The organism is Xenorhabdus ehlersii, from assembly GCF_003610465.1.
Lineage (GTDB): Bacteria > Pseudomonadota > Gammaproteobacteria > Enterobacterales > Enterobacteriaceae > Xenorhabdus > Xenorhabdus ehlersii.
Genome location: NZ_RAQI01000001.1, coordinates 834,884 through 859,088 on the forward strand (window position 1 = coordinate 834,884; position 24,205 = coordinate 859,088).

Below are 24,205 nucleotides of genomic sequence, written 5' to 3' on the forward strand. Positions count from 1 at the left end.
TGTTACCCCTTTCAGTATGAATGAAAAGGGTCACAATCCGTGGTGCAAAAAAACCAATCCACCTGGCACAATAGAACAAAATTGCTGATTATTAGCTGGTTAAGTCTGTCGCTGAGTTTTCCCGGTCAGGCCAGGCCAGAAGATCAAAACCAAGATCTGCCGGCACAAAAACTGGCCGAAATCACCACCCAATGGGGTCAACTCACGCAGTCACAATCGCCCGGTGAGGCAGCAAAAACACTGGCTGCCCAGCAGTTATCATCTGCGGTGACATCAACACTGACACCGTGGTTGAACCAATATGGCAATGCCCGCCTCACACTTCCTTTCGACAGCCGTTTTTCGTTAAAAGATGTTGCATTTGACTGGCTGTTACCCGGGTACAACGTAGCATCGGGTACTGCATTTAGTCAGTCAGGGGTAAAAACCCATCACGGTCAGGCAACAACCACACTTGGATTCGGCTATCGCTATGTCGCCGATGACTGGCTCTGGGGTGCCAATATCTTCTGGGATGCGTTGTGGCCGGAGCAGCATCACCGTTACAGCATCGGGCTGGAAGCCTGGCATGATAACGTCAAACTGTCTGCCAACCTTTACCAGCGCTTATCTAACTGGAAACCCGCCCGGCTCACCGATTTCGATGCAAGACCGGCCAATGGCTGGGATATTCAGGCCGAAGCGTATTTGCCGGCTTTTCCTCACTGGGGCGGGCAGTTGACGTATGAACACTATTATGGGCAGCAGGTTGCCTTATTCGGTGGATCCGAACGCCAGAAAAATCCGTACAGCGTCACCGCCGGGCTGACTTACACGCCAGTCCCCTTAGTCACACTGGGTGCCGATTTTCGGCAGGGTAAACAAGGGACCAGTGAGAACCGTTTTACCCTGAACCTCAATTATCGGTTGGGTGTTCCGTTCAGCCATCAGCTTGACCCGAACGCGGTCGCTCCCCTGCGCAGCCTGAGATCCAGTCAGTTTGATTTTGTGAACCGGCGCAGTGATATGGTACTGGATTATCAGAAGCAAACGTTGCTGACGCTGGCCTTTCCGACTTCGGTTAAAGGCTATGAAGGCAAGGAAGTGACCTTTGTGCCGGTTATCCAATCCCAATATCCCCTGGCACGTTTAGCGCTGGATACCAGTGAATTACAGCAGGCAGGCGGAAAAATACTTGATCAGCAACCAGGTAAAGTGACATTACGGTTGCCGACAACCACGGAAAAGCCCGTCCGGCTTTCGGGAATAGCTATCGACAGCCGGGGTAACCGCTCCAACCGGGCAGAAATCATGATGGTGAGTCTGCCGACCGAAAAACAATTACAGGTGACAGCGAATAAAACGCAGGCCAAAGCCGATGGTCATGACAGTGTGCTCTATACCGTCCTTGTCATCGATCAGGAAGGCGCTCCTGTTTCCACTCAGGCGGTTATCTGGTCAAGTGATAAAGGCGAATTATCCCAAACCCGGCAGGATACGGATGCGCAGGGGCAGGCATCGGTCGTGCTGCACAGTCGTCAGCAGGGGCTGCACACAGTACGTGTTTCCGTGGATGGAGAGGTTGCTGTTGCACCTTCAGTCCAGTTTAATGCGGTGCTGATACCCGAAATCACCATTGATAAGCACAGCGTTAAGGCGGATGGAAAAGCAAGGGTAACCTTGACGGTCACGGTTAAAAACGCCGATGGTCAACCGGTACCCAATCAGGCTGTTGGCTGGCAGAGCAGTCTTGGACCGCTCTCCTTATTTTCATTAATGACTGATGCGAAAGGGCAGGCCACCGCCTATTTAACCAGCAAAGTATCAGGAAATGCAGAAATTGAAGTGGCGGTTGGCAGTGAAATGGTGATGGCTTCACCGATTACTTTTATCGCTTCGTTAACGCACACACTTCAGGCAGACAAACAAACCGCGATGGCCGATGGTCAGGACAGCATTCTTTATACGGTGAACGTGCGCGATGCAGCAGATCAACCCGTTGCCAACAGCAAAGTGCAATGGTCAGTGGGTAGCGGGCAACTGCTGGACAGGCAAGAGCAAACAAACAGTCAGGGAGAAGCGACAGCCCGGTTAATCAGCCGCATCGCAGGGCGGGCAACGGTGAAAGCAGAGGTGGTGGGAAAAACCCTTGATGCTGCTCCGGTGACGTTTGAACGCCGGCTGAAACCCGCTATCACGGTGGACAAAGTCAGGGCTAAAGGTGATGGGCAGGATACGATTGTGTTAACGGCTATAGTGCGAGATTCATTGGGGTCACCTGTGGCAAATCAGCCGGTGAGTTGGCAAGCAGATCACGGTGTGTTGTCTTCAGAACGCACACAAACTGACCCTCAGGGGCAAACGCAAGTTCGATTGAACAGCACGTTTGCTGGGCTGCATCAGGTGCAAATCCAGGTTGAAGATCATAAAGTGGCCGCCCCCATGGTGGCGTTTGATGAAGTGCTGTTATCCACCATCAGGGTCAATAAAACCCGCACCGCGGCGGATGGCGAAGATCGAGTGACTTTTACTGTCACCGTCACCGATATTCATGGGCAGGGAGTTCCGGATAAAGCGGTTGACTGGTCTGGCAACCTTGGCGAGATGATTTTTGCAGAAGACAGGACAGACCGTCAGGGAAATGCAACGGCAACCCTTGTCAGTCGTCATGCTGGACAGGCTTCGGTCACTGCTGACGTTGGTGAGCAGTCAGTCGCCTCTTCTGTGGAATTTATCCTGCCGTTACGCCTGGTTGATACCGTTGCCATTGACCGTCAGGGCGGCAATGTCAACCAGAAATCGTTTGGTCTTCGGGGGCCTTCCGTACTCTGGCGTGGTGCGAAATTTCGCCTTATCACGGCCGGCAATACAGGCCGGGTAAGCTGGCAGAGTGATTCACCCTCGGTGACGGTATCGGGGGATGGGGTGACGGTGCAACAAAATCCTGACGGAGTCAGGCTCACCGGCACTGATGAGACCGGGCAACAGGTCGCACTGACCTTGACGGTTCACACCTGGTTTGAGCGCTCCGGCCTGACAAAAGACTTTTATTCTCATGCGAAACAGCGTTGCCAATCACTCGGCAGCCGGGTTGCCTCCAAATATGCCCTCGAACGGCTCTATGAGGAATGGGGGAACTTTTACCTTTATGATGGCTGGGCGCGGGAATTTTATGTCACTTCCACGGATTACCTGGCGGCCAGCTCAGGTTCCGCAGAGCATCAGGCGAAATGGGCGTTTTGGGCAGAAACAGATCGGTGGATGCGAAATGGCTGGCCGATGACAGGATTTGCATGCAGTCGTTAATGAATAACAGGGCGGTTTTGCTTTGCTCTTCAGTCCCTTTTTTCATTTTTCGGAAAACTAATTAATGGCTGATTTTTATAATACATTTCTTCAGGCTATCCCGGTGTTTGATAAAACGGGAAGTGGACTATGTGGAAGTCGGCTTTATTGCTTTGGGGGGGCGTGCTGGCCTCATTATCGGCTAATGCGAAAGTGGTTATCTATACCGACAGCCAACATCCTCCCGTCAATCTTTCCCCGGAGACACAAATTGTCTGGCTGGATGTGGCTGAACAACATCAGAGACAAATCTTCGCTCACCTTTCTGCCGATCCGCAGCAAACCGCTATTCAGGCACAAACTATTCTGCAATCACCCCAATGGCATCAGCAGGAACAGCAACTGATTCAGTCTTATCGTGCTGTTGTTAAAGCCTGGCAATCAGGCGTGCGTAAATACCCTGCGGTGGTATTTGATGACCGGGATGTCGTGTATGGTACGGTGGATGTGGCAAAAGCAAGTGCCCTCAGGGAGCCGCGCCAGCCATGAAGACACCCCGCCTTGCTTTTCCTGTTGTTATCACGCTGATAGCGGCGTTTGCTCCCTTTGCGCAGGCTTCCCTCAACACCGCCCAGATTGTGGCCGGCAGTCTCTCGCCATCCTGTATCCAGTGGCGGGTCAGCGGTATTTGTTACTGGCTGTTTTGTTCCTGGCATGGCTGTACGGTAAAAACGTCGGTTAAAGTCACTCACTACCTCCCCGAAGCGGTGGTGTCCACTTATCACGCCCCCGGTGGCAATCCGTGGGCAGACATGGCGCAAGTCAGCCGGTTATCCGGCGGACTGGAAAACGCTGTCACCGGGGCGTTATCCCACCTGACTGCCGGGGGAATAGTCTTCTGACGCTTTATCACATGATTTTTTCATCCTGAAGATGGCTCATGCTCATAAACACTTCACATAAACTCACATTTTTAGGCACAATGGTATTGATATCATATTTTGGGGAACTAAACAGAAAGGGAAAAAGATCCCGGCCATTTTCAAGTTTTCTTGTTTTATCGAGTGTTTCAAAGTAGTTGTAGATCTCCGATACCACTTTTTTATGTATTTCACTTTTAATAAAATTATTTCCCTGAAAGGGATTTTCATAGTCGCCATAGTACAATTCACGCAAATAAAGAATATCTTCTTCTCCGTCTTCATACATTGAAGAGGTGACTAAGGCCATAATTTGATCTGTGCGATCTTTCTTGACGTGGGTAAAAAAATCATTAATGCACTGCTGTAACTGAGGTGTGCATTTTCCTTGTGGTTTTGGCCGTTTTATTGCTTCAAAAGTGGTCTGTTCTTCCGACATTTTTAACATATCAGTCATGATATTTTTAAATTCTTTCGGGCATTGTGTCTGTTTTACTTCCGCATAAACACAACGGCCAAAATGACCGGAATTGTGGGTGTAATTGTATTTTCTGATAGTCAGGACATATATTCCCGGCTGCGGTGCACACTCTTCTATGCCAGTGGATTCGTAGACGAACCTGAAATAGATGCCGTTTTTTTTGTTATAGCCGATCAGTTTTCTCGCCGCCGCAAAATCGGCGACAGTACATCCACAATCGCAATAAAAGGGGATCTCGCCATTAATAAGAAGAAACCAGCCTTCTGGAACGGTGATTTCGTTTTGCATGGGATTTATCATGTATTGTGTTCCTCTCCAAGATTGATAATGGTGGTCAGTGTGTATCAGTCGGCGCTGCCGCCAGTCTGCCTTTTTCCAGCGGGGGAATGCCTCTGTTGCAACGTCGTCAGGTATTTTTTTATTGACAGGGTAGCATTTTCCTTATTCTCATGAAGCTTCTGTTGGTTTCCGCTGACTTATGCCATCTGATAGCCGGACAGAAAAGGAACAGGCAAATCCCGTTATTGATGCATGTCCTTGTTGCTCATTATGATGAAATGCTGACTGTGTTATCGGCATATTTTTCATTGAGTTCATTACAAATTTTGTCAGCCGGTGTGTTTATTTTCATTTTCAGAAAATCAGTTACGGGCTGACTTTTACGGTGGCTTTCTTCACGCTGGCCTGATGGTTTGCAACAGAGCAACAGAGGCGGAGAGGATGAAAAAGCCGTATTTAATATTTTTGCGGGGAGGGTGTGTGGCAGGGAGTGCAGGTGCGGGCACCGTGGTGTATGGCACAGCGGATATGGCGAACGCACGCGCACTCAGGGAGCAGACTCAACCATGAGTATTCAACGTGTGACTTTTCCTGCGTTCATCACCCTAATAGCGGCATTTTCCCCGGTTACGCAGGCCTCAATCAATACCGCTCAGATTGTCGCCAGCAGTCTCTCGCCCGCCTGCATTCAATGGCGGGTCAGTGGCATCTGTTACTGGTTACTCTGTGGCTGGCACGGTTGTACCGTGAAAATATCGGTTAAGGTGACCCATTATCTTCCCGAAGCGGTGGTGTCCACCTATCACGCCCCCGGTGGCAACCCGTGGTCAGACATGGCGCAAGTCAGCCGATTATCCGGCGGAGTGGAAAATACGGTGACCGGGGCGTTATCTCATCTGAATGCCGGCGGGGGACATCACAATGTCCAGATTGCCGGGCAACGGCGTACCAGCCTGCGTTTTAAATATGCCGATGCCATCGGACATCCTGCGACCAACCTGATAGGGGGGCACATTCCCGGGTATTCCTGCCGCAGTGCAGCCACCCCGTTGATGCCGTATTTTCTCAGCACGCTGGATACGATGGCGTGGCGCTCCGGTTTGCCGGAATCATTCTATCCGGAAGCCCTTATTCCCGGTCAGCGGGAGCTGGGCAGCCAGATGGCCGGGAATCTGTGGGGCAATATTTATCCACGCTCAGGGTTTGTCAATCAGACCGATGAGGACAAGGCTGCCGCCGTGGTGGCGCAGCGGGTGGCGGATATCATCACCCGAACCGGACAATCCCATGTTTATCAGACACTGAAAGGCACACCCACCGCCGGTTACTGGCCACCGGAGCCGGTGAAAGAAAATACCGGCACGAAAAATCACCAATGGCAACGGTTATCACCGAAGCTAAGCCCGTCCTGCGCCGTGTTTCCTGATGGTGAACATTCGGCTGCAATTGATGGCAATCAAGCCTATGCCCTGTGGCAGCCTTACAGTTGCTGCCAGCGGCGGGGACAACGTTTTCTCAGCAGCACAGCTATCTGAAAAAAGGATGAATAATGACGAAGATAAACGCGTTATTACTGATAATCAGTGGGCTGGCCATGACTTCTGTACAGTCCAACGCAGCCGGGCTGTCCCTCACATTACCGCAGGTGAACCGAAGTGCACTGGGTTATGGGGCAGAGGCCAGCGGTGCGGTATCCGATACGCTGTTCTATACCCTGGGGGGCGGTTCGGTGATTTCTGAACCCGCCAGTCGCAGTGGTTCAGCCACCCTTGGCGGGTTAGAACTGGGCTGGCGCTCGGATTTGATGTGCGGCAATTTTGACCTGAAAGCGACCGTCAGCAACCAGTTGAACGGTATCACGGCCGGGTTCAAGAACCTGATGAGTGATGTGATCCAGGGCGCGACCGGTGCCGTAGCCAGCCTGCCGGCGATGATTATCCAGCGGGCCAATCCGGGGCTGTATGACATGCTGACTAACGGCGTTTTGCAGGCCAATGTAGCTTTCGACAAAGCCCAGTTCAATTGCCAGGCCATGGCCAATAAGATGATGGATTTTGCGCAGAACAATAAATGGACTCAATCGGCAGCCTTGCAGGAATACAAAAGTCTGGTCAATGGCGGGGATGGTGATGCGGTGCGCGCTAATAACGCCGGCAGCAAAGTGACCGGTGCCGGCGGACATCCATGGATTGGCGGGCAAAGGCAGGGGGGCAAGGGACAGCATGCCATTCGTCCGACACGCGATTTAGCCAGCGCCGGCTTTAATATGATGAATCAGCTGCCGGTGCTGAGCCAGTCATCGGTCAGGACCCAAAATTGTGAGGGCAGTGCCTGTCGCAAATTCAGCACAGCGAGTGAAGCGGCAGAAGCAGTGGTCAGGGTACTGGGCGACCGGGCAATCCGCACCTGTGCTCACGCAGCAGACTGCATCAGCGGTGGTGAAAAACACCAGCCGGGTACGACGGTAGCAGGAACGGGTTTTGCCCCGATGCTGGAAGCGCATACCAAAACCAATATGGAACAGTTGCTGAAACTGGTCAGCGGCACGGAAAAACCGACGATAGCCAATCTGGCGAAACTGAAAACCGGTAGTTTGACGGTCACTCAGGGGGTTATTCAGGCATTGCAGCGTGATCCGGATAAAGCTGCACTGACAGCACGTTTGGCGGGCGAACTGGCGATGGCCGAAACCACAGAGACGGCATTGTTAATGCGGCGAATGCTGATTACCGGCATGTCTGAACCCAATGCGGCGGCACAATCGGAAGCCCTGGCGGAAGGCGAACGGCGGATTGAGGCACTGGACCGGGAAATCCATGCGTTAAGGAATGAAATGCAGCTGAAACGCGAACTGGCCCACAATGCCATTCTGACCATTATTGAGCGCGACACCCAACGTATCAGAATGCATCCGCAAAAACAGGTGCCGGACAGCACCGATGTCCGTTTTTATCAACTGGAAGCGCCAAATCGTGAGCGCAGGTAAGACCGATGATGGCAAAGACGATTTCAGTATTCAGAAAAGGAGTTGCGTTATCACTCATCATCGCTTTAGTTATGATTATCACTGTGGCGACAGGCTGGGTCGGGCTGCACCAGGCGGAAAAACTCACCGAGATGCATCATTGGGTGACTGAAACCGGGGGATTCTGGTTAGTCTGGCGGTTAGGCCTGTATGCCGTACTGGGCTGGGGTAGCTGGAAAATCGGGCAAAAGACAACACATCAGCCGGCACACCGTGCAGTGTTAATACGGATGAGGGTGTCCAGCCTGCTGTTTATTCTGCTGGGTGAATATGCCCTGTCAGGGAATATTGGGGGGATGCTATGATCACCAACAGCTATCTGGAATACTTTCTGACCCTGCTTGGCTGGGTGGTCAATAACGGGTTATGGCAAATACTGATTGCCACCGGGCTGTTTACCCTGCCTTTAGTGATAAAGGTCATCGCGGTCTGGCTGAAAGTGCGGGAGAATGGTGAAGAGGACGGTCACGGCGGATTACAGTCGCTTGCCCGTCTCGAAAATACGTTGTATGGTGCCTTTTTCGTCATGGTGGTGTGTTGTGTGCCACTGATCAATGTCAGCCTCAGTACCCTCCAGTACGATCAGTCCCGCGCCGAAAGTTGCGGTACCTGGACACCGCAAGCGCCGGATAAAAGTGGTTATGCGCCGGTGATCTCCAGCCTGAACAATCAGACGGCGGCGGTGCCCCTCTGGTGGGCCGTGGTGCATCGGTTGTCAAAGGGATTAACGCAAGCGGCGGTCGCTTCCATTCCCTGCCGGCCGGATTTAAGGCAGCTGCGTTTTGAGGTACAGCACACCCGTATCCATAGCCCGGCACTGGCGACGGAATTGCAGGATTTCACTAATGACTGTTATGCCTTAGCGTTGTATCAGTGGAAACAACGGGATCAGGGGCAAACCACCGATCCGACCACCCTGCATGATATTGACTGGCTGGGCAGTCGCACCTTCTTATCCGGCGATTACCGGACGCTGCAATCCCGAATGCCCAGGGTACTATTTCCGTGGAATGAAAGCCGGGACACTGGCCGGCCCAATACCGGGCAGGGCGGTTATCCCACCTGTCAGGCCTGGTGGTCAACCCCTGAAACCGGACTGAAGGCCAGGGTATTGACCGAGGCTGATCCGGGATTGTGGTTGCGTCTGTCGGCAGCCCTCAAAATGCTGGGCAAAGAAACCCGAGAATATCAAGAAGCGGTGATCCGCCGTTTAGTCAGTCCGGTTAACTTGACAATGTCTCAGGACGGCTATGTGTATGCGGGGTATGGCGGCAATGCCGATTTTACGGTCTGGGACAGATCAAATCGAGTGGGGTCTTCTGCGGGAACTCTGCTGGGGGGATTCCTCAGCATGACGGCGTTTGATGCGGTGCGTCAGGCTTTGCCGATGATACAGGCGGTGATCCTGATGGCGTTGTATATCCTGATCCCGTTGATCCTGCTGTTTGCCGCCTATGAATTTAAGACGGTACTCACACTGACGTTCGCCCTGTTTGCGTTGAATTTTCTGACTTTCTGGTGGGAGACTGCCCGTTGGTTAGACAGCTATTTACTGGACGCCTTGTATGGCTCAGACACCCACAGCCTGTTGAATCTGGCGGGATTTCAGAACACCTCGGATGATTTGATTATGGGGCTGGTGATGGGCGCACTGTTTATTGTGCTGCCAATGGTCTGGCTGGGCGCACTGGCCTGGGCAGGGGTGCGGATGGGCGATATGGCGGGCATGATGAGTCAGGGCGTGGGGCAAGTGAAACAGTCGGCCGGCCTGTTCGGGCAAATGGTGATGCAGAAGGTATTATCCCGAGGAAAGTAGTCAAATTAGGTGCTTAAGACTTAAGGAATAGAACGTTATTCCCTAAGTTGAGTTTGAATTTGATATTTTCCTTTTTTTAATCTATTGACCGTTGTTTCGATAATTAAAATAAGTCATATTGTTGCGTTAATGTTTTAATTCATGTTCTTCTCAGTTTAAGTTTTGTTTTTACATCAGTAACACAATACTTGTGAGATATATCACAAAAAAATAAATTATTGAATGCCATTTCAGTCAGTATCTATTATATATAAATAGCTATAATTTCATGTTTATATCGATACCCTTTTCAGGGTAATAGACGATATTTAATCATAATAGAAGCCTCAGGGGTCGCAACCGTTGAGGCTTCGCTACTATTATCATGGCAATAAAGAGTGCGTAAACACAGTGAGTAAAAATTTTCATCTGGTTCGATGTCTTATTTAAATAATCCTGTAAAATGGCGGTTCATGTATACACCCTGTGTATTTCGTGGAATATGAACTTTTATGATTTTTAATTTTTCGCAATGAGGAAAATCGATTTGGCTGACTTAACTTAAATGTTAAGGTTAGTTTTTTCGTTATTGAATTAATAATGAACAGAGTTAAATTAGAACGCATTGAATGTGCTACAAAATGGATGAAAAGAAGTGATGAACGATACCAATGAAAAGGGTAAGAACAGGAAGAATAAAAAACCCGCTGACTATTTTATTCCTTATAAAACGACATATGATTTACGCTTAAGTAAAAAGGAGCCTAATTTAATCAACATACTGATACAGATTCAAGGCTATGAATATGGCTTTTTTACCGTGTTAGGTGTCCGCCCTTTGTCTCAACGGAGTGACGGAAAAAGTAATGCCATTTATGTCGTCAGGTGTCGGTGTGGTAAATATGCTGTCAGGACATTAAAAGCCATTAAAAACCCGAATAATGTTAATGATATGTGTGTGCATTGCCAGCATTTATTTAGTCAAAGGCGTAAAGCAATTTTTCGTACGACAGGAAATGATGTGGATTTATCGGAGTTAACCGGAATTAAATGTAAAACTCCTTTGGAAATTAAAGAATAAGAAAATGGTTTTGCACTTAGGAATAAAACTATCAGAATACACTTTATTCTGCTCAGGATGTGGGGGTTGATTGGAAATTATCAGGTAGGGTAATGGTAATAAAGCGGGAAGACTTCTGTGATCCTCTGGCTTTTGCATGATGACATGCCTCTATACTCAACAAACTTGAAGATGCATTATTAAGAATTCATATAATGCTGATTTTTTAGAATAAAAAATCATAACAAGCCTTCATCTTGAAGTTAAATTGGTATATACCAATCGCCATTGAAGATGCTTGATTTCTTATCCAAATCAGATCATGCATGCAACCATGAAAATTCATCTGACACCAGAACAAAAACACGCCCTTGAATTGATGCATGATACTACTCGCGACAGTCGAGTCTGTGATCGCATTAAGGCGGTGCTTTTGGCCTCAGAAGGTTGGACTGCTCAGATGATTGCACAGGCCTTGCGTATTCATGAAAGTACGGTCAGCCGTCACCTGAAAGATTTTATCGCGCAGGAAAAGCTCACCCCAGAAAATGGCGGCTCTGAAAGCCATCTCTCTGCCGAACAAACCGCCGACCTGATTGATTATTTGACCGCCAATTTGATGCATACCACAACCCAAATTGTGGCCTATGTCCAAGCCCGTTGGCAGGTTTCTTTCAGCGTGGGCGGAATGACAAAATGGCTTCACCGCCAAGGTTTCAGCTATAAAAAACCCAAGGGTGTTCCTCATAAATTCGATGCGCACAAACAGCAACAATTTATTGATGACTACAAGGCGCTGAAAGAGGAAGCGGGGCAGAATGAACCGATCCTATTTATTGATGCGGTGCATCCTTCACAGTCCACAAAGCTCAGCTATGGCTGGATGAAAGCAGGAAAAAATCAGGTAAAAGGGATCGAAACCACCGGCAGTCGTACCCGTCTCAATATTCTGGGCGCCCTGAATTTACAACGGATTGAAGACACCGTGATCCGTGAATATCCGCGCATCAATGCCGAAAATATCGCCTATTTCTTCGGTGCGCTCCGAGAAACTTACCCGCTTTCGCAAAAAATCCACATCATTTTGGATGGAGCGGGTTACCATCGAGCCGAGTTGGTGAAAGATATTGCGTATGTCCTGAATATTGAATTGCATTACCTCCCGCCTTACAGCCCAAACCTCAATCCGATAGAGCGATTGTGGAAGTATATGAATGAGCAAGTGCGTAACAATATCTATTTTCCGGATGCGAAGACCTTCCGTGAAACTCTTCGTCACTTTTTTCATGTCACTTTGCCAGAAAAAGCGAAAGAGCTCACGACTCGACTGACTGATAATTTTCAGATTTTAAAACCTGCATCTTCAAGTTAGATTGGTATAAACTACTCAGCCAAGATAAATTTAATCCATTATCTTGGCTGATTTCTAGATATTTATACTCCTAAATTATAAATATTATCGGCTTCCTTATCCCCATCTTCCTCCATATCGACGCTACCTAAAGCCCCCAAATCTAGACTATAAATAACATCACTTTCCTTACCTTTTTCTACATAAATAAAATAACCAAGATCACCATCTTGACCAATTAAAAAATAATTCCTCTCAACATCCTGAATAGTATATGTTTTATTCCTTTCAATGACATAATCGAAATTATAAATATAGATATTCTCTTGTTCTTTCCCCGTTATCTCAATATAAGGCTTATCTTGAATTTTCTCGGACAAAAATTTCCTATAGTAATGGGGTAATTTAATATCCATTTCTTTTTCAATAAAATCTAATCTTTCTAAAAAATCTTCTTTATTCATAAAAATTTCCTCTTGATAAACCTAAATATCAAAGAATGGATTGTTTTTATTAGCCCCCCTAAGCCCATCAAAATACTTATAAGCATCACCAAGGGATTTCCTTGCTTGAGCTTTAGGTACGCCAGCATCAATCATCTCTCTATAACTTATATTGAATTCTTCTTTTAACGTTTTGTCCCATCCACCAGATTCTGCTCGTCTTGTTCTTTGTGCCGCACTGATTTGAGCATGTGGCATTCCCGAAGATGAATGTAATAATGTGGCTGGCGCTGAATTCCTTTTATAATCTTTGATGCGTTTCTTAGCCCAATGATCTTGTATTGGATGGTGACTCTGTACAAGATTATCAGCTTTAGTATTACTGTGGCCTGGTGCTCTATTTACGCCCGGAGACAAATTGCCATGTAAGTCTACATCTCCAGCTTTATATCCATTAGGGTTGTTACATGCTAATCCTAATGGATCTATCCAGCCAGTTGGATTTTGCACATATGCATACAAGTTTTCCCCACCCATCAGTCCAATTGGATCTGGCGTCAAATACTGCCCCGCCACCGGCGAAAAATATCTATGCCGATTGTAGACCAGCCCACTCTCGTCGTCCAACCACTGGCCGGCAAATTTTAACCCCGGATTGAATTCAGGATTCTCTCCCAACATGCCCAGACGCAGCCCATACAGGCTTTGCGGCGGCTGGCGCCAAACCCGATGCCCCGCTTCATCAAACAACGCCAGCGGTTCGCCGGTCGGTGCACACACCGCATATTGTGTCTGCATTTTTCCGGCCAGTAATTCACGGCGGTTTTCCGGGTTCGGGGTAAAAAACTGGATCTGCTGCGCCAGCAACTGCCAGCCGTCAAACACCAGATGGCGGATACAGTGCAACCGGTTGTGCCAGTACTCATGGATTTCCGCCGGCACATCCCCATCCCACAGGTACGTCGTGCGCTCACCTGACTGTTCACACACTTTCTCGGTGCGCCGCCCGAAGGCATCGTAGCGATAGGCCCACTGCTGCCCGCCCGGCGTTTGTACCCCGATAAGCTGGTTCTGGCTGTTCCAGCGGAACCTGGTCAACTGAGCACGGTGGCCTTCCTGCCAGAGCTGCATGGCGGTCATGCGGCCGGCTTCATCATATTCAAACAGATGCTGGCCGAGCTGCCGTAACCGGTGGCCTTTCTGGTAAAGACGTTCACCGCTAATGTCATGCAAACCGTCAAACCGGCGGGCAGGATAACCGGCGGCATCGTATTGATAATGCTCTCGCAACCGTTCGCCATCACTGACTGAGGTCACCTGCCCGTTGCCGTTCACCACATAGCGCAACCACTGCCGCTCATCATTCGCGGCCACCAGATTCAGTGCCGCATCATAGCGATATTCCCGGTCGATGCCAGCCAGGGTGGGCTGGGGAATATCCGCCACTTCATGGGCGTCAAAAAACTCGGTATTGCGCCCGGCACGCTGTGCCGTCAGTTGCCTCATCAGGGTATGCGCCTGACGCAGGATAAACCCTTTATCCGACTGGCGATGCCACTCGTGCCCGTCTTCATCCCGTTCAAAACGGAGAACATGTTCACCATTCAGGCTGAACTGTTTCAGTTCCCCGACATGGTTAGCTTCAACTTTGGCCTGCCAGTGCAACCCCGCGACCGGATGATAGGTGCTTTCGACGCTCGCACTGTCCGGGTAATCACGCTGGATTTCGCCATGCGCCTGCGTTTCTTTCACGATGCGATCTTTCTCATCGTACTCAAACGTCAGCGGTTCGCTGTCAGGCGCCGTCACGACAAGCAAACGCCCCAGAATATCGTAACCATAAGTGGTTGTCCCTTCCGGCGTATGCATCGCGGTCATGCGGCTGGCTGCATCGTACTCAAAGCGCGTGATGTGGCCCAACGCATCCCGTTTTTCCATGCAGTTACCGTTGCCATCGTACGCATAGTGCCACTGCGTGCCAGCATAGTCGGTTTCGGTGATCACCCGCCCGTCGGCATCCAGCGTATAGCGGTAACTTTCACCCTGCGGGTTAATGACTTCAACGAGTTGCAGGCTGTCAGGGTCATAACGATACTGCCAGCGATGGCCTTCGCCATCGACGCGCGCCACCGGTAAGTCAAACGGGCCGTATTCGATATGCCATTGCACACCACGCGCATCTGTCCATTCGGTCAGGTTGCCATGCCGGTCATGGCGAAAACGCTCTGTGCTGTTGTTCGGCCGATCGCTTAGCGCCACCCGGTGATGGCGATCGTATTCCCACAGCCATAATGCCCCGCCCCCCGAAGCCAGTCGCTGCAACCGATCATGGCTGTCGTAGCCCAGCCGCAGGCTGCGGTTTTCTTCATCAAACAGTCGGGTCAGCCGTTTCTGTGGGTCATATTCCCACGACCGCTTGTATCCCTCCGTGTCCTCTGCCGCAATCACCAGCCCGAATTCATTGCGCGTCAGCGTGGTTTTGTGGCCATCCGGTGCAATAAAGCATGCCGTATTGCCATTATCGTCATATTGCTGCCACCAGACCCGTCCCAGCGGATCGGTCATGCTGATAAGCCGGTCTGAATCATCGTAGTGATACTGCCATGCCGCACCGGTGGCATCAGTGAATTGGGTGACCAGTCCGGTATCCGCCAGATAATCTAGCGTCAGGGTTTGCCCTTCCGGTAAAATCTGGTGGCGCAGGTTGCCCCATTCATCATAGTCATAACGCGTGACATGACCGCACGGGGTTTCGACCTGGGTTACCTGCTGCTGGTCATTGTAATGCCAGGTGGTGGTATGGCCTTGCGGTGTGGTGGAACGGGTGATACCCGACTCATAAGTCAGTTGCACCGGGTAGAACCCGTCACTGCCGACACTGTGGATACAACGTCCCTGTGCATCATAGGTATAATCAACCGCAGTCTGGTCGCCATCCGACCAGCGGCTAATCAATCCCTGTTCGTTATAGTCATAGAACAGGTGAAATTGCTGGGTACTGTCCGCTTCGGACAGAGTGCCATTGTCATGATAGGCATAGCGTGCCATCACGTCATTCAGCCCATTGTCAGTGCGATAGATCGCTTCCAGCAGGCCATCTTCCCGGTAGAACAGCCTCAGTTCAGGGCCATCACTGTGGGTCACTTTGTCCAGTTGATGAGTAGCGTTATGGTGAAAATGCACGGCATTGCCATTGCGGTCACGGTGTTCGGTGAGTAGCCAGCACTGTATCGCCTGCCCTCCGGTGGGCACCAATCGGGCGAAGTATTTGCGTACCGGATTATTCCGCTCTGCCAGCACAAAGCCGGATTTTTCCCGACTTAGGGTAAAGTCGGGATGTTCCGGGTTGATGCTGTGGTTAACACTTTGTGGCAGGGCAAAATGCAGGGAAGCTCCTTCGGTGGTCAGGATTTCTATCCGATCCCCTGTGACAAGGGCACATTCCGAAAAGTTGTCGAACCAGTTCTCGCCCAGACATCCCCGCAACCCCGGTGACCAGCTCCGGGTAAAACGCAGCGGCAGCGTTTGTCCCAGCTCAATATCGGTACGCTGATCAAACAGGGCACCGGTGGTGACATCAATCGGGTCTCCGGTAAAGAACTTTTTCGTACTGGCCCAGTAACGTTTTAAGCCTTTGGTTTCCTTGAATGCGGTTTTGGCACACTGGAGTGTTTTGCCCCGAACAATCCCCCCGACTTTTTTTGCACCGTTAAATGCGCCCCTTACAACCGCTTGCTGTCCTGTTTTGGTAAAGAGCTTGCCTATACCTTTGGTCAGCCCACGCGAAGGGGGAACGATAAATTCGACAGCGATCAGTAATACCCTTTGCCAGCCGGAAAATTCTTCCTCTATTTCCAGGTACGTGCCCTGACCGGAGCCGATAAAAACTTTGCTGGCACCGCTCTTGATGGTGGAACCGCACACCAGCTTATCATTCATCCGTGCAGCGGGTTCGCCATTGATAAACACCGATTCACTGCCCTGTGCTATCAGCGGTGGCGGATGTTTGCTGCATGTAGCTAAATCCACGGTCGCCCGGGCGGCCGGCTTGCCCTCAATCTGCACATTCGGTGAACCTTGGCTGATGGCGCCATCCGGTGGCCCGATGCTGTTCACCATATTGGTGACTGCTGAACTGACATCACTGATAAACCCACCCAGCGCCATCGTTCCCGCCGTGCCTAATGCCAATACCGCCGCGGTAGCCAATCCGCCGGTGCCGACAATCACGGCCGATGCTGCCGCAAAGACAGCAGCGCCAATCAATGCCCCGACCACTGCTCCTGCCAGTGCGCCTAAAAAGCTCGAGTGCTGGATAATATCACCCTCACGCGCAGCAGCAGGGCCGCGGGGCTGTGCGGGGGGCATGACTCTGCCCACCGCATGGGTCGCCCCCACACGGGCAATCCGTGTGACAATATCGTCACCCAATCCCATGATGACCTCCCGTCACGCCGCCTGAAAACTGGTAATGACGGCCAGTAACGCGGTACGCTGCCCTTCTTCAAAGGGCTGTGGTGACGTCAGGTTAAAGGCCAGTGACTGGCTGCTCCGGATTTGCAGCACCACGATCTGGTGCATTTCCCCTTCCGGGCTTTGCCACTGATAATCCAGCCGCCATGCGGGTTCGCCACTGAGGACCAGTTGTAAACGCTGGTGCTCCTGATAGCCCGGCAGGTGAGTCGCAAATTGCGCCAGCGTTTGTTCGTAATACGTTGTTGCATCAGTTCCCTGCGGTACTGGTGTGCGGTTAATCACCAGATTGACTCCGCTGTCATCCGGCAGGACAAACACCTGCATCGTTTCATCACGCCAGTTAGCAGGGAGAGTCAGAGTGCCTTCATTCATCTGGTAAGGTTGTGTGCTCATCGGTATTTCCTTTTTAAATTGTCGTTTTTTTAACATCACGAATGCGATCAGTTCAGGGTGATCACTTTCTGGCCGTTGATAATGACGGTGTCGCCGGTAATATGGATATTGCCGTCCTTGTCGATCGAAATGCTTCCTTTGGCATTGCCGATATAGATACCGTCTTCGGTAGACTGAATGGTGATGGCACCTTTGGCACTGAGCACACTGGTTTTTTCCACTGTCACCTGTCGGGTCCCGATGTTGCTGACTTCCGTACCGATGATTTCCTTATGACGATCTTTGCGCACGGTAATTATCTGGTTGTTACCAACACTTTCTGTATGGTCATGAACCACGTGGGTTGACCGGTCATTGAGAACTTCCGTACTCATATCCCGCTGCGCATGCAATGCCAGCTTCTCACTGCCTTTCGCATCCTCAAACAGCAACTCGTTATACCCTTCGCCCTTGTGGGTTTTGGAACGGAACGCCATCTGGGTTTTACTGCCCGGCAGCCCACCCGGCGGGATATTGCTGGCGTGGTAGGTTCGACCGGTGACAATCGGCTGATCCGGATCGCCGTGCAGAAAATCGACAACGACTTCCTGACCGATGCGCGGGATCGCCAGCATGCCCCAGCCCTGTCCCGCCCACGGCTGGGTGACGCGTATCCAGCAGGAACTCTGGTCATCGCTCTTGCCGTAGCGATCCCACGGGAACTGGAGGCGGATACGGCCATACTGGTCACAGAAAATCTCTTCCCCGACCGGTCCCACCACTTTGGCGATCTGCGGGCCGTCAATCACCGGTTTTGGCAGCGGCGCAGGGCGCCAGTGCTGGTTATGGCGGATAAAATGAAACTGGCTGTGCAGGGTAGTGCCCGTGCCGCTGTTGGCGGTTTCGAGTGCCTGCGGCTGGCTGCCGGCATGACTGGTGCCCACTACCTGCCAGGACTGGTTCAGATCTTCACGCGGGTGGTTGTACAGGGTGAATAATTTACCCGGCTGGATGGCAATGGCATTGCCGCTGCCTTGCCCGGTCACGGCATTGTTGCGCAACGCTTCCAGACGGTAACGGGTGAAATCTTTACCGTGCGCCTCATCCTTAAAACGCCCCGGATAATCGTAGTGCTCGTAATACATCTGTTGCAGGGTGTCTTCCTTCATCTGCTGGCTGAATTCGGCCGGCCACGCGGGATTTTTGAAGGTGTAGTCTTTGAGTTGCACCTGTGCAGGGCGGACTTGTGCCCTGTGTGTCAGGTTGCTTACGGCGGGTTCACCCAGCGTACTGGTGTCACCCGACTGGTAGGGCAGGACAATGCCTGGCGGGACAGAGCCGGCGTCATCGGCAAATACCAGTGTATTGCGCCCGTTGCCGCATTCAAAAAAGTAGAAGATGCCTTCTTCTGCGGTCAGCCGTTGCAGGAAAGCAAAGTCACTTTCCTGATATTGCACACAGAATTCCCGCTCCGGGTGGGCATGGCGCAGGCTGAAGACGACGTCGCGGATACCATGCTCTTTCAAAATCATGGTGATAATGGTGGCAATGTTCCGTTGCTGGAAGATGCGCGAGTTTTGCCGCAGGGTGGTGCGCCACAGGTCAGGACGAATACTCATCTGGTAGGTGGTCTGGTGCAACCCGGTATTACCCTGTTCAAAGCTGGCAACCATACCGGTGATACTGCGGCTTTCTACCCCATTCTGGGTGATCGTCAGGGTAGCGGTGCGATCGAGTACCGCCGGAAAATCGATGGCCGGGTCGGCACTCGCCAGCCCCACTTCCAACGTGAACGGCTGGGAAAAGTGTTCATTCAGGGTAAAATCGGTAACGACAAAGGTTTGCGGCGGTAACCCGCCCGCCGTCAGGGTAAATTGCAGGCCGCTTGGGGTTTTGCCATCACTCAGCATTTGCAGGGCTTTGGTGGCGGCGCTGTGACCGCTGGCGGCTTTCTTTGCCAACCCTTGTCCGTGCCCAACGAGTGTCCCGGTTGCCTGCTGAGCCAGCCGGGTGGCTTGTTTCCCCTGCCCAAACAGTGCCTTTCCTTGCTGAAGTTTTGCGATGTGCTTTTTCACTGACATAGATGTCTCCCTGAGATGATAACGGATAACGTGATAACCTGACAGCGATGTCGGTCATCACGCTCGGGCATAACATTTAAATTCATCCGGCGTTGCCTCTGACAAATGTGATGATGAAAGCATCAACAGTACACCGTAAACCTGAGATAATTTGAAAAGGCTGTGATACCAGAATATTGTGCTTAATTCATGAAAAATAATAATGAGGGGGAATGATAAATAAGGGATAAATGAAAACCAAATGAAATCAAGTGAAATAAAAAAACGCCCCGACAATGGCAGCGTAAAAAGTTAAAATAATTGCGCCATTAGTGTAATACACTCTGTTTTTATCAATGGTTAATTAATTGTTCTGTGGTTTATTGTTAGCAGATTCAATGCTTATCTGGTAACATAATGATTTAATAAGACAAATAAAATATCAAGGGTGTTGAAAATCATGATCATTTTCATTTTGTGATTATGATCACAAAAATTGTTATTTGAAATGATGACAGCATCTTTCAATCCAATCTTAAAATAAAACACCATAACAAAAATAGATACTTCATTCTTGTTAAAATACAACTCAGATGTTTATTTGTGATAAGAATAAATATCACGATGAGATAATATTGATATAAACACGATGAAAAGATATTTTTCTTTATTTTAGACAGATTGCTGTTCAAACTGATTGAAAATACACCGTGAAAAAGCGGCATAAAACACAGTTTGACCGCGCCTGACACAATCGCTATTATCTTGCTGTTATTTCATGATCCCTCACGCCTGCAAGGATCAGCGTTAAGCGGCGAACCAAAACTCCTGTAGCCTGAAAGGGAGTGCATGCAATGCGGTACATCTGCGCACTTTTGGAAGCAGATATCCTCGGACACCTAACCCTCCGTCTGGGGATGAAAGTTTCCCGGTGGTATTCATCATCGGCTATTCACATACATAACCGAGCAGAACAGGCTCTGCCTTACGTTAATCGATACCGTTTTAACCGGTACAACATTCACCTGCATTTTGCATTTATCACGATAAACGTCCCGAATATTGCGCGGCGTCACTTGTGTTAAAGCGCAGCGTTTACCAAGTGACGCCGCAAAGCGGCCAACGTCCAGAGCACGTAGAGCCTGACTTTACGGCCGATTTGAACCCCGCATTACTCAGTGAAACCACTAATAACAGACCATTAACCGCCATTTTGTTTGATTGATAAACGATCGTCTTATCGGATTTTCAACCCATTGCCTGATTGCAGGCTGATGCAGTAAAAATTAAGGAGAAATTCATCACGTCAAGATAATGAGGCGTTCATCCTGATGAGATCAGGCCCTGAACGGGGAGCATGTCATCGCTGTGCTGAGCACGTCGCGAGCTCCTGCAATAACTCAACACAATCCCGCCCTGCTACACATTGTCTGACGCACCACGGAACGGTGAACCTGAACCGACACGCAGGGAATTGTTTTAAAAACGACTAAAAATGAATAAAACACAAGCAAAGCAGCAGGGGAGGCGAAAATGGCGCAGGGATCGACACGTTCAAAGGTTGAGCAGTTCAGAAAAGCCTTTATTACTCATGCCCGACAGGCGGGCGGAAGTTTTGTGACAGTGGCTGATCGTGAGCGGATTGCCCGGTATTTCCTTGATTATTTAAAAAACAATGGCATCAAACTCCGGCAAATGGATAGCCTGAAGGTGAAATATATTGAGCGCTACATCGCTGAACGGAAAGCTCACCATATTAATCACCGGACATTGCAAAATGAAATGTCGGTGCTGCGGGCCATTTTAACGCAGGCGGGAAAGCACAAGCTGGCTGATCCCGATAATGCCCGCCTGAGTAACCGGGCATTGGGTATCGCTGAGACGAGCCGCAAGGGAACGAAAACGGCGTTGACACCGGTCGCGTTCCGGGAAATTTTTCAGCAAGTGGAACAAAAAGACCGGCGCGTGGCAGCGGTGATGCAACTGGCTTATGTACTGGGGCTGCGCACCAAAGAAGCGATCGAAGCCTATAAATCGTTAGCGACCTGGAAAAAAGCGCTGGAAAACGGGCATACCTCTGTGCGGGTGGTGTTCGGCACCAAAGGCGGACGTCCAAGACAAACGGTCATATTGGATCGGGAAGCCCTGCAACACGCGATTGCTTATGCGGAACGCGAGCAGGCCGGGCGTAGCGGCAAATTGATTGATAAGCCCACTATCACCCAGGCCATAGATCGCTATCGGTATATTGTCAGAAGGGCAGGCCTGAGCGGCAAGAAAGCCCCACACAGTATGCGCTACCATTTTGCCCAGCAATCTGGTGAACATTATACCGCGCAGGGCTTCAGCGAGCAGGAAGCACAGGCCCTGGTCTCGATGGATTTGGGGCATGGCGATGGGCGTGGGCGCTATATCCGGCAGGTGTATTACCAGAATATTGAGGGTGAATAATGCGTTTTTTCCTGCCAAAGAAATTATCCGTCATTCCGCACTAATTTTATGATTTAAATATAGTGTGACTTTCATCATATTTTTTACACTCAGTGATGCTGAATGATTGACGGCAATATTCATTTTTGATCCATTTCTTCTATTTACCGGAAAAATGCGATGTCTACGCCAGAGCCTGTCATTCAGCTCCTTGAGCACCTTGGAATTATTTTTGCTTTTTGCCATGAGCTAAGGTTGCCCCGCATGATTGAAACCATCATGCTCAAATACGCTGACCACCACGTTTCTCACGGCGATGTATGCGGCGCTGGAGCATAAGATCCTTAACGGATTGAGCCAACAAGCGCCATTCTTTCCGGATATGAAAAACAAGCTGACACAATCGCCAACGGCTCGCTGGGTATTCCTGATATTTGAAGGGATCAGTACCTTTGAATTTCAAGAGCATAAAATGGTAACAGGGATGCAATCCCATCACCATAAACTCCTGAATATATTAGGGCAACGTTATAAGTAGGCTCATTTCTGAATTAGGTGCGGAATGACGGATTATTACTGTACTGACAGGTTGTTAATTATTCAAATTGCCGCTGTATCCATCCGAAAATTACATAAATTCACTATCTGTCTTCTATTCGGATTGTAGGGATTGTGTATACAGCCCCTACATGACACTCAAAAATCAAATAGAAAATGCTTTTCTTTTTTGATATTTTTCAATTATTTGACTCTTTCTTATTTTGTAACTACCAAATTGTTTTTCAGTTCTTTCCTTTATACGCTTAATTCGTAAGTTTATGTGTGCTTCAGATGAAACCTTAGCATTTGATATGGATAGGATTGATTTTGTTGTTAAAAACTCTTCTTCAGAGTCATTACATACATAGATTAGTGCATCTAGGTTTTTGGATTCTAAAAATTTTTTTATTTCATTTTTATATAAATTACATTCATTTTCATAACTTTCTTTTTCAGATAATATTTCATGAATTTTTTTTAGCTTAGGTGTTTTTATTTCTTCAAGTTTAAGACTGCAAACTTCATGGTAAGTAACAATTAGGTACTTTATATTATTCATAAGGGTAATTATTTTTTGCATCGTTGGGATTGGTTTTAAATTACATAAGGTGCCAACAACCCACTGAGATTTGTTTTTTTTCAAAATCGGAGTATGATTTTTTTAATATATCTATCTTTATCTCCCAGTTTTTGTTTTTTTGTGCACTGTAAATAAATTGTAGTACTACGTTAGGGAAAATTTTATAAAAGAGAGCCGCTTTTTCTCGTGTTTCAATGAGATTAGATCTTAGATTTGAAAGTTCTTCATTCCAAATCAAAACTTGATCGCGATATTCCTTTATTTTATCTAGTATTTTTTTTCTTTCAATTTCTTTTTTAACACGCTTTCTTTCAATATTAAAATTTTTATCCGCCTTAAAATAATTTCGTGCACAATGACCGCCAATTAAAGCTTCTATACCACCTGTAGTGATACCGAGCCATCCACTTTTATGATTTTGATGACAAATTCCTTTTTGTCCCTTAACCTGACAGGCAACATCTTCGTCAAACTTATATTGGCCAATTAACTTCTTGAAGTTTTCCGGGCTAATTTCTTGTTCATTTGAAAATGCAGGGCGGTTTTCAATTTCAATAAAACTTGAAAAAAACTCCGATTTTTCTGACATTTAAGCTCCTGATATAGTGGTTCTGGTTTAATATCAACCGTTTGTTAAATATACAATTTAAAGTCCAGGTAGGCAAGAGGGGGTTGTAGGCTAAAATCCTAGAAAATTCCGTTAAATGGACATTGTCTGGCATATGGGGGCTCCTATTGTGAGAAAGTCTGTTCCTGAATACGAAGGTAACGAAGATAAAACTGAGATAATAGTTTTTGCTCTCCAATATTATCAACACCTTGATTCAATAAATTGAAAAATTCCATCATATCAGCGCTTGAGCCCAGCTCTACCATAGAACTACCGCCATGAAATCCTATATGTTTCATAATATGATCACCGTTTAAATTCAGTGTTAGTTGGTTCGATAGTATTATTGGATTTACGGTAGTACTATCTTCTGGTTTGGCAAAAAAATCTGGTTTATTAGGAAAGTATACTAACCGGAAGGTGGGGGAATAAAGTGAGATCATCAGATAATTATAATTCTTTCACACAAAAAGAAAGCTGTGGGATATTTTCATCCACACAGCTTGATTTGAAAAACTG

At 48.9% G+C, this 24,205-nt stretch carries 21 protein-coding genes and 2 pseudogenes; 15 read left to right on the forward strand and 8 right to left on the reverse strand.

What is annotated here, in order from left to right; genetic code table 11:
• Nucleotides 1-39 precede the first annotated feature (39 nt).
• From BDE27_RS04030 to BDE27_RS04040, 3 genes and pseudogenes are all read left to right on the forward strand, one after another.
• Nucleotides 40-3,285 (forward strand): Ig-like domain-containing protein, encoded by a 3,246-nt coding sequence (locus BDE27_RS04030; protein ID WP_099133424.1) that lies wholly within the window; start codon nt 40-42, stop codon nt 3,283-3,285.
• Between the two features lie 129 nt (nt 3,286-3,414).
• A complete protein-coding gene (locus BDE27_RS04035; protein ID WP_099133425.1) occupies nt 3,415-3,813 on the forward strand; it encodes a TIGR03757 family integrating conjugative element protein in 399 nt (132 codons plus the stop codon).
• A pseudogene (locus BDE27_RS04040) lies at nt 3,810-4,154 on the forward strand (TraU family protein); the annotation flags it as partial. The gene BDE27_RS04035 and the pseudogene BDE27_RS04040, both read left to right, overlap by 4 nt.
• 19 nt (nt 4,155-4,173) lie before the next feature.
• Here BDE27_RS04040 and BDE27_RS04045 read toward each other — a convergent pair.
• Nucleotides 4,174-4,965, reverse strand: a complete 792-nt coding sequence (locus tag BDE27_RS04045) for a hypothetical protein (RefSeq protein ID WP_099133427.1) — start codon at nt 4,963-4,965, stop codon at nt 4,174-4,176.
• A 420-nt stretch (nt 4,966-5,385) separates the two neighbouring features.
• Between BDE27_RS04045 and BDE27_RS20155 the strand changes: the two genes are divergently transcribed.
• The 7 genes from BDE27_RS20155 to BDE27_RS04080 all read left to right on the forward strand — a co-directional run bounded on the left by BDE27_RS20155 (nt 5,386) and on the right by BDE27_RS04080 (nt 12,196).
• Nucleotides 5,386-5,514: a hypothetical protein gene (locus BDE27_RS20155; RefSeq protein WP_274540007.1), complete on the forward strand. Its 129-nt coding sequence runs from the start codon at nt 5,386-5,388 to the stop codon at nt 5,512-5,514.
• Nucleotides 5,511-6,479 (forward strand): TIGR03756 family integrating conjugative element protein, encoded by a 969-nt coding sequence (locus tag BDE27_RS04055; RefSeq protein ID WP_099133431.1) that lies wholly within the window; start codon nt 5,511-5,513, stop codon nt 6,477-6,479. Before BDE27_RS20155 ends, BDE27_RS04055 begins: the two co-directional genes overlap by 4 nt.
• A gap of 14 nt (nt 6,480-6,493) precedes the next feature.
• Nucleotides 6,494-7,930 (forward strand): integrating conjugative element protein, encoded by a 1,437-nt coding sequence (locus BDE27_RS04060; RefSeq protein ID WP_099133432.1) that lies wholly within the window; start codon nt 6,494-6,496, stop codon nt 7,928-7,930.
• A 5-nt stretch (nt 7,931-7,935) separates the two neighbouring features.
• Entirely contained in the window at nt 7,936-8,274 is a 339-nt protein-coding gene (locus tag BDE27_RS04065) for a hypothetical protein (protein WP_208638555.1), read from the forward strand.
• A complete protein-coding gene (locus BDE27_RS04070; protein WP_099133434.1) occupies nt 8,271-9,785 on the forward strand; it encodes a conjugal transfer protein TraG N-terminal domain-containing protein in 1,515 nt (504 codons plus the stop codon). Before BDE27_RS04065 ends, BDE27_RS04070 begins: the two co-directional genes overlap by 4 nt.
• A gap of 637 nt (nt 9,786-10,422) precedes the next feature.
• Entirely contained in the window at nt 10,423-10,845 is a 423-nt protein-coding gene (locus BDE27_RS04075) for a hypothetical protein (protein WP_074025067.1), read from the forward strand.
• A 313-nt stretch (nt 10,846-11,158) separates the two neighbouring features.
• The gene (locus tag BDE27_RS04080) at nt 11,159-12,196 is read left to right on the forward strand and encodes an IS630 family transposase (protein WP_120211325.1); all 1,038 of its coding nucleotides are present in this window, start codon (nt 11,159-11,161) and stop codon (nt 12,194-12,196) included.
• 62 nt (nt 12,197-12,258) lie between these two features.
• Here the strand turns inward: BDE27_RS04080 and BDE27_RS04085 are convergent, their stop codons facing one another.
• Genes BDE27_RS04085 through BDE27_RS04100 form a run of 4 tightly spaced genes read right to left on the reverse strand, consistent with a single transcriptional unit; the run spans nt 12,259 to nt 19,547 of the window.
• Entirely contained in the window at nt 12,259-12,639 is a 381-nt protein-coding gene (locus tag BDE27_RS04085; protein WP_099130974.1) for an SMI1/KNR4 family protein, read from the reverse strand.
• 21 nt (nt 12,640-12,660) lie between these two features.
• Entirely contained in the window at nt 12,661-17,055 is a 4,395-nt protein-coding gene (locus BDE27_RS04090) for an RHS repeat-associated core domain-containing protein (protein WP_099130975.1), read from the reverse strand.
• 12 nt (nt 17,056-17,067) lie between these two features.
• A complete protein-coding gene (locus BDE27_RS04095) occupies nt 17,068-17,487 on the reverse strand; it encodes a DUF1795 domain-containing protein (protein ID WP_099130976.1) in 420 nt (139 codons plus the stop codon).
• 47 nt (nt 17,488-17,534) lie between these two features.
• Nucleotides 17,535-19,547 (reverse strand): type VI secretion system Vgr family protein, encoded by a 2,013-nt coding sequence (locus BDE27_RS04100; protein WP_099130977.1) that lies wholly within the window; start codon nt 19,545-19,547, stop codon nt 17,535-17,537.
• Nucleotides 19,548-20,380: 833 nt separating this feature from the next.
• Here BDE27_RS04100 and BDE27_RS19220 point away from each other — a divergent pair.
• From BDE27_RS19220 to BDE27_RS04115, 5 genes and pseudogenes are all read left to right on the forward strand, one after another.
• Entirely contained in the window at nt 20,381-20,611 is a 231-nt protein-coding gene (locus BDE27_RS19220; protein WP_143707504.1) for a hypothetical protein, read from the forward strand.
• A complete protein-coding gene (locus BDE27_RS19350; RefSeq protein WP_167450538.1) occupies nt 20,605-20,751 on the forward strand; it encodes a hypothetical protein in 147 nt (48 codons plus the stop codon). The genes BDE27_RS19220 and BDE27_RS19350 overlap by 7 nt, the downstream gene beginning before the upstream one ends.
• Nucleotides 20,752-21,059: 308 nt before the next feature.
• On the forward strand, nt 21,060-21,977 hold the full coding sequence (locus BDE27_RS04105; protein WP_099130978.1) for an integrase domain-containing protein: 918 nt from the start codon (nt 21,060-21,062) through the stop codon (nt 21,975-21,977).
• Nucleotides 21,978-22,136: 159 nt separating this feature from the next.
• Nucleotides 22,137-22,295 (forward strand): DUF4277 domain-containing protein, encoded by a 159-nt coding sequence (locus BDE27_RS20360; RefSeq protein WP_120211311.1) that lies wholly within the window; start codon nt 22,137-22,139, stop codon nt 22,293-22,295.
• A pseudogene (locus BDE27_RS04115) lies at nt 22,273-22,494 on the forward strand (IS1634 family transposase); the annotation flags it as partial. The gene BDE27_RS20360 and the pseudogene BDE27_RS04115, both read left to right, overlap by 23 nt.
• A gap of 165 nt (nt 22,495-22,659) precedes the next feature.
• Here BDE27_RS04115 and BDE27_RS19820 read toward each other — a convergent pair.
• The 3 genes from BDE27_RS19820 to BDE27_RS19355 all read right to left on the reverse strand — a co-directional run bounded on the left by BDE27_RS19820 (nt 22,660) and on the right by BDE27_RS19355 (nt 23,985).
• Complete coding sequence (locus tag BDE27_RS19820; protein ID WP_244208684.1) at nt 22,660-23,076, reverse strand: hypothetical protein; 417 nt, start codon at nt 23,074-23,076, stop codon at nt 22,660-22,662.
• A 19-nt stretch (nt 23,077-23,095) separates the two neighbouring features.
• Nucleotides 23,096-23,665: a hypothetical protein gene (locus BDE27_RS19825; RefSeq protein WP_244208685.1), complete on the reverse strand. Its 570-nt coding sequence runs from the start codon at nt 23,663-23,665 to the stop codon at nt 23,096-23,098.
• 143 nt (nt 23,666-23,808) lie between these two features.
• Nucleotides 23,809-23,985, reverse strand: coding sequence for a hypothetical protein (locus BDE27_RS19355; RefSeq protein WP_167450539.1), 177 nt, complete (start codon nt 23,983-23,985; stop codon nt 23,809-23,811).
• Nucleotides 23,986-24,205: the final 220 nt, after the last annotated feature.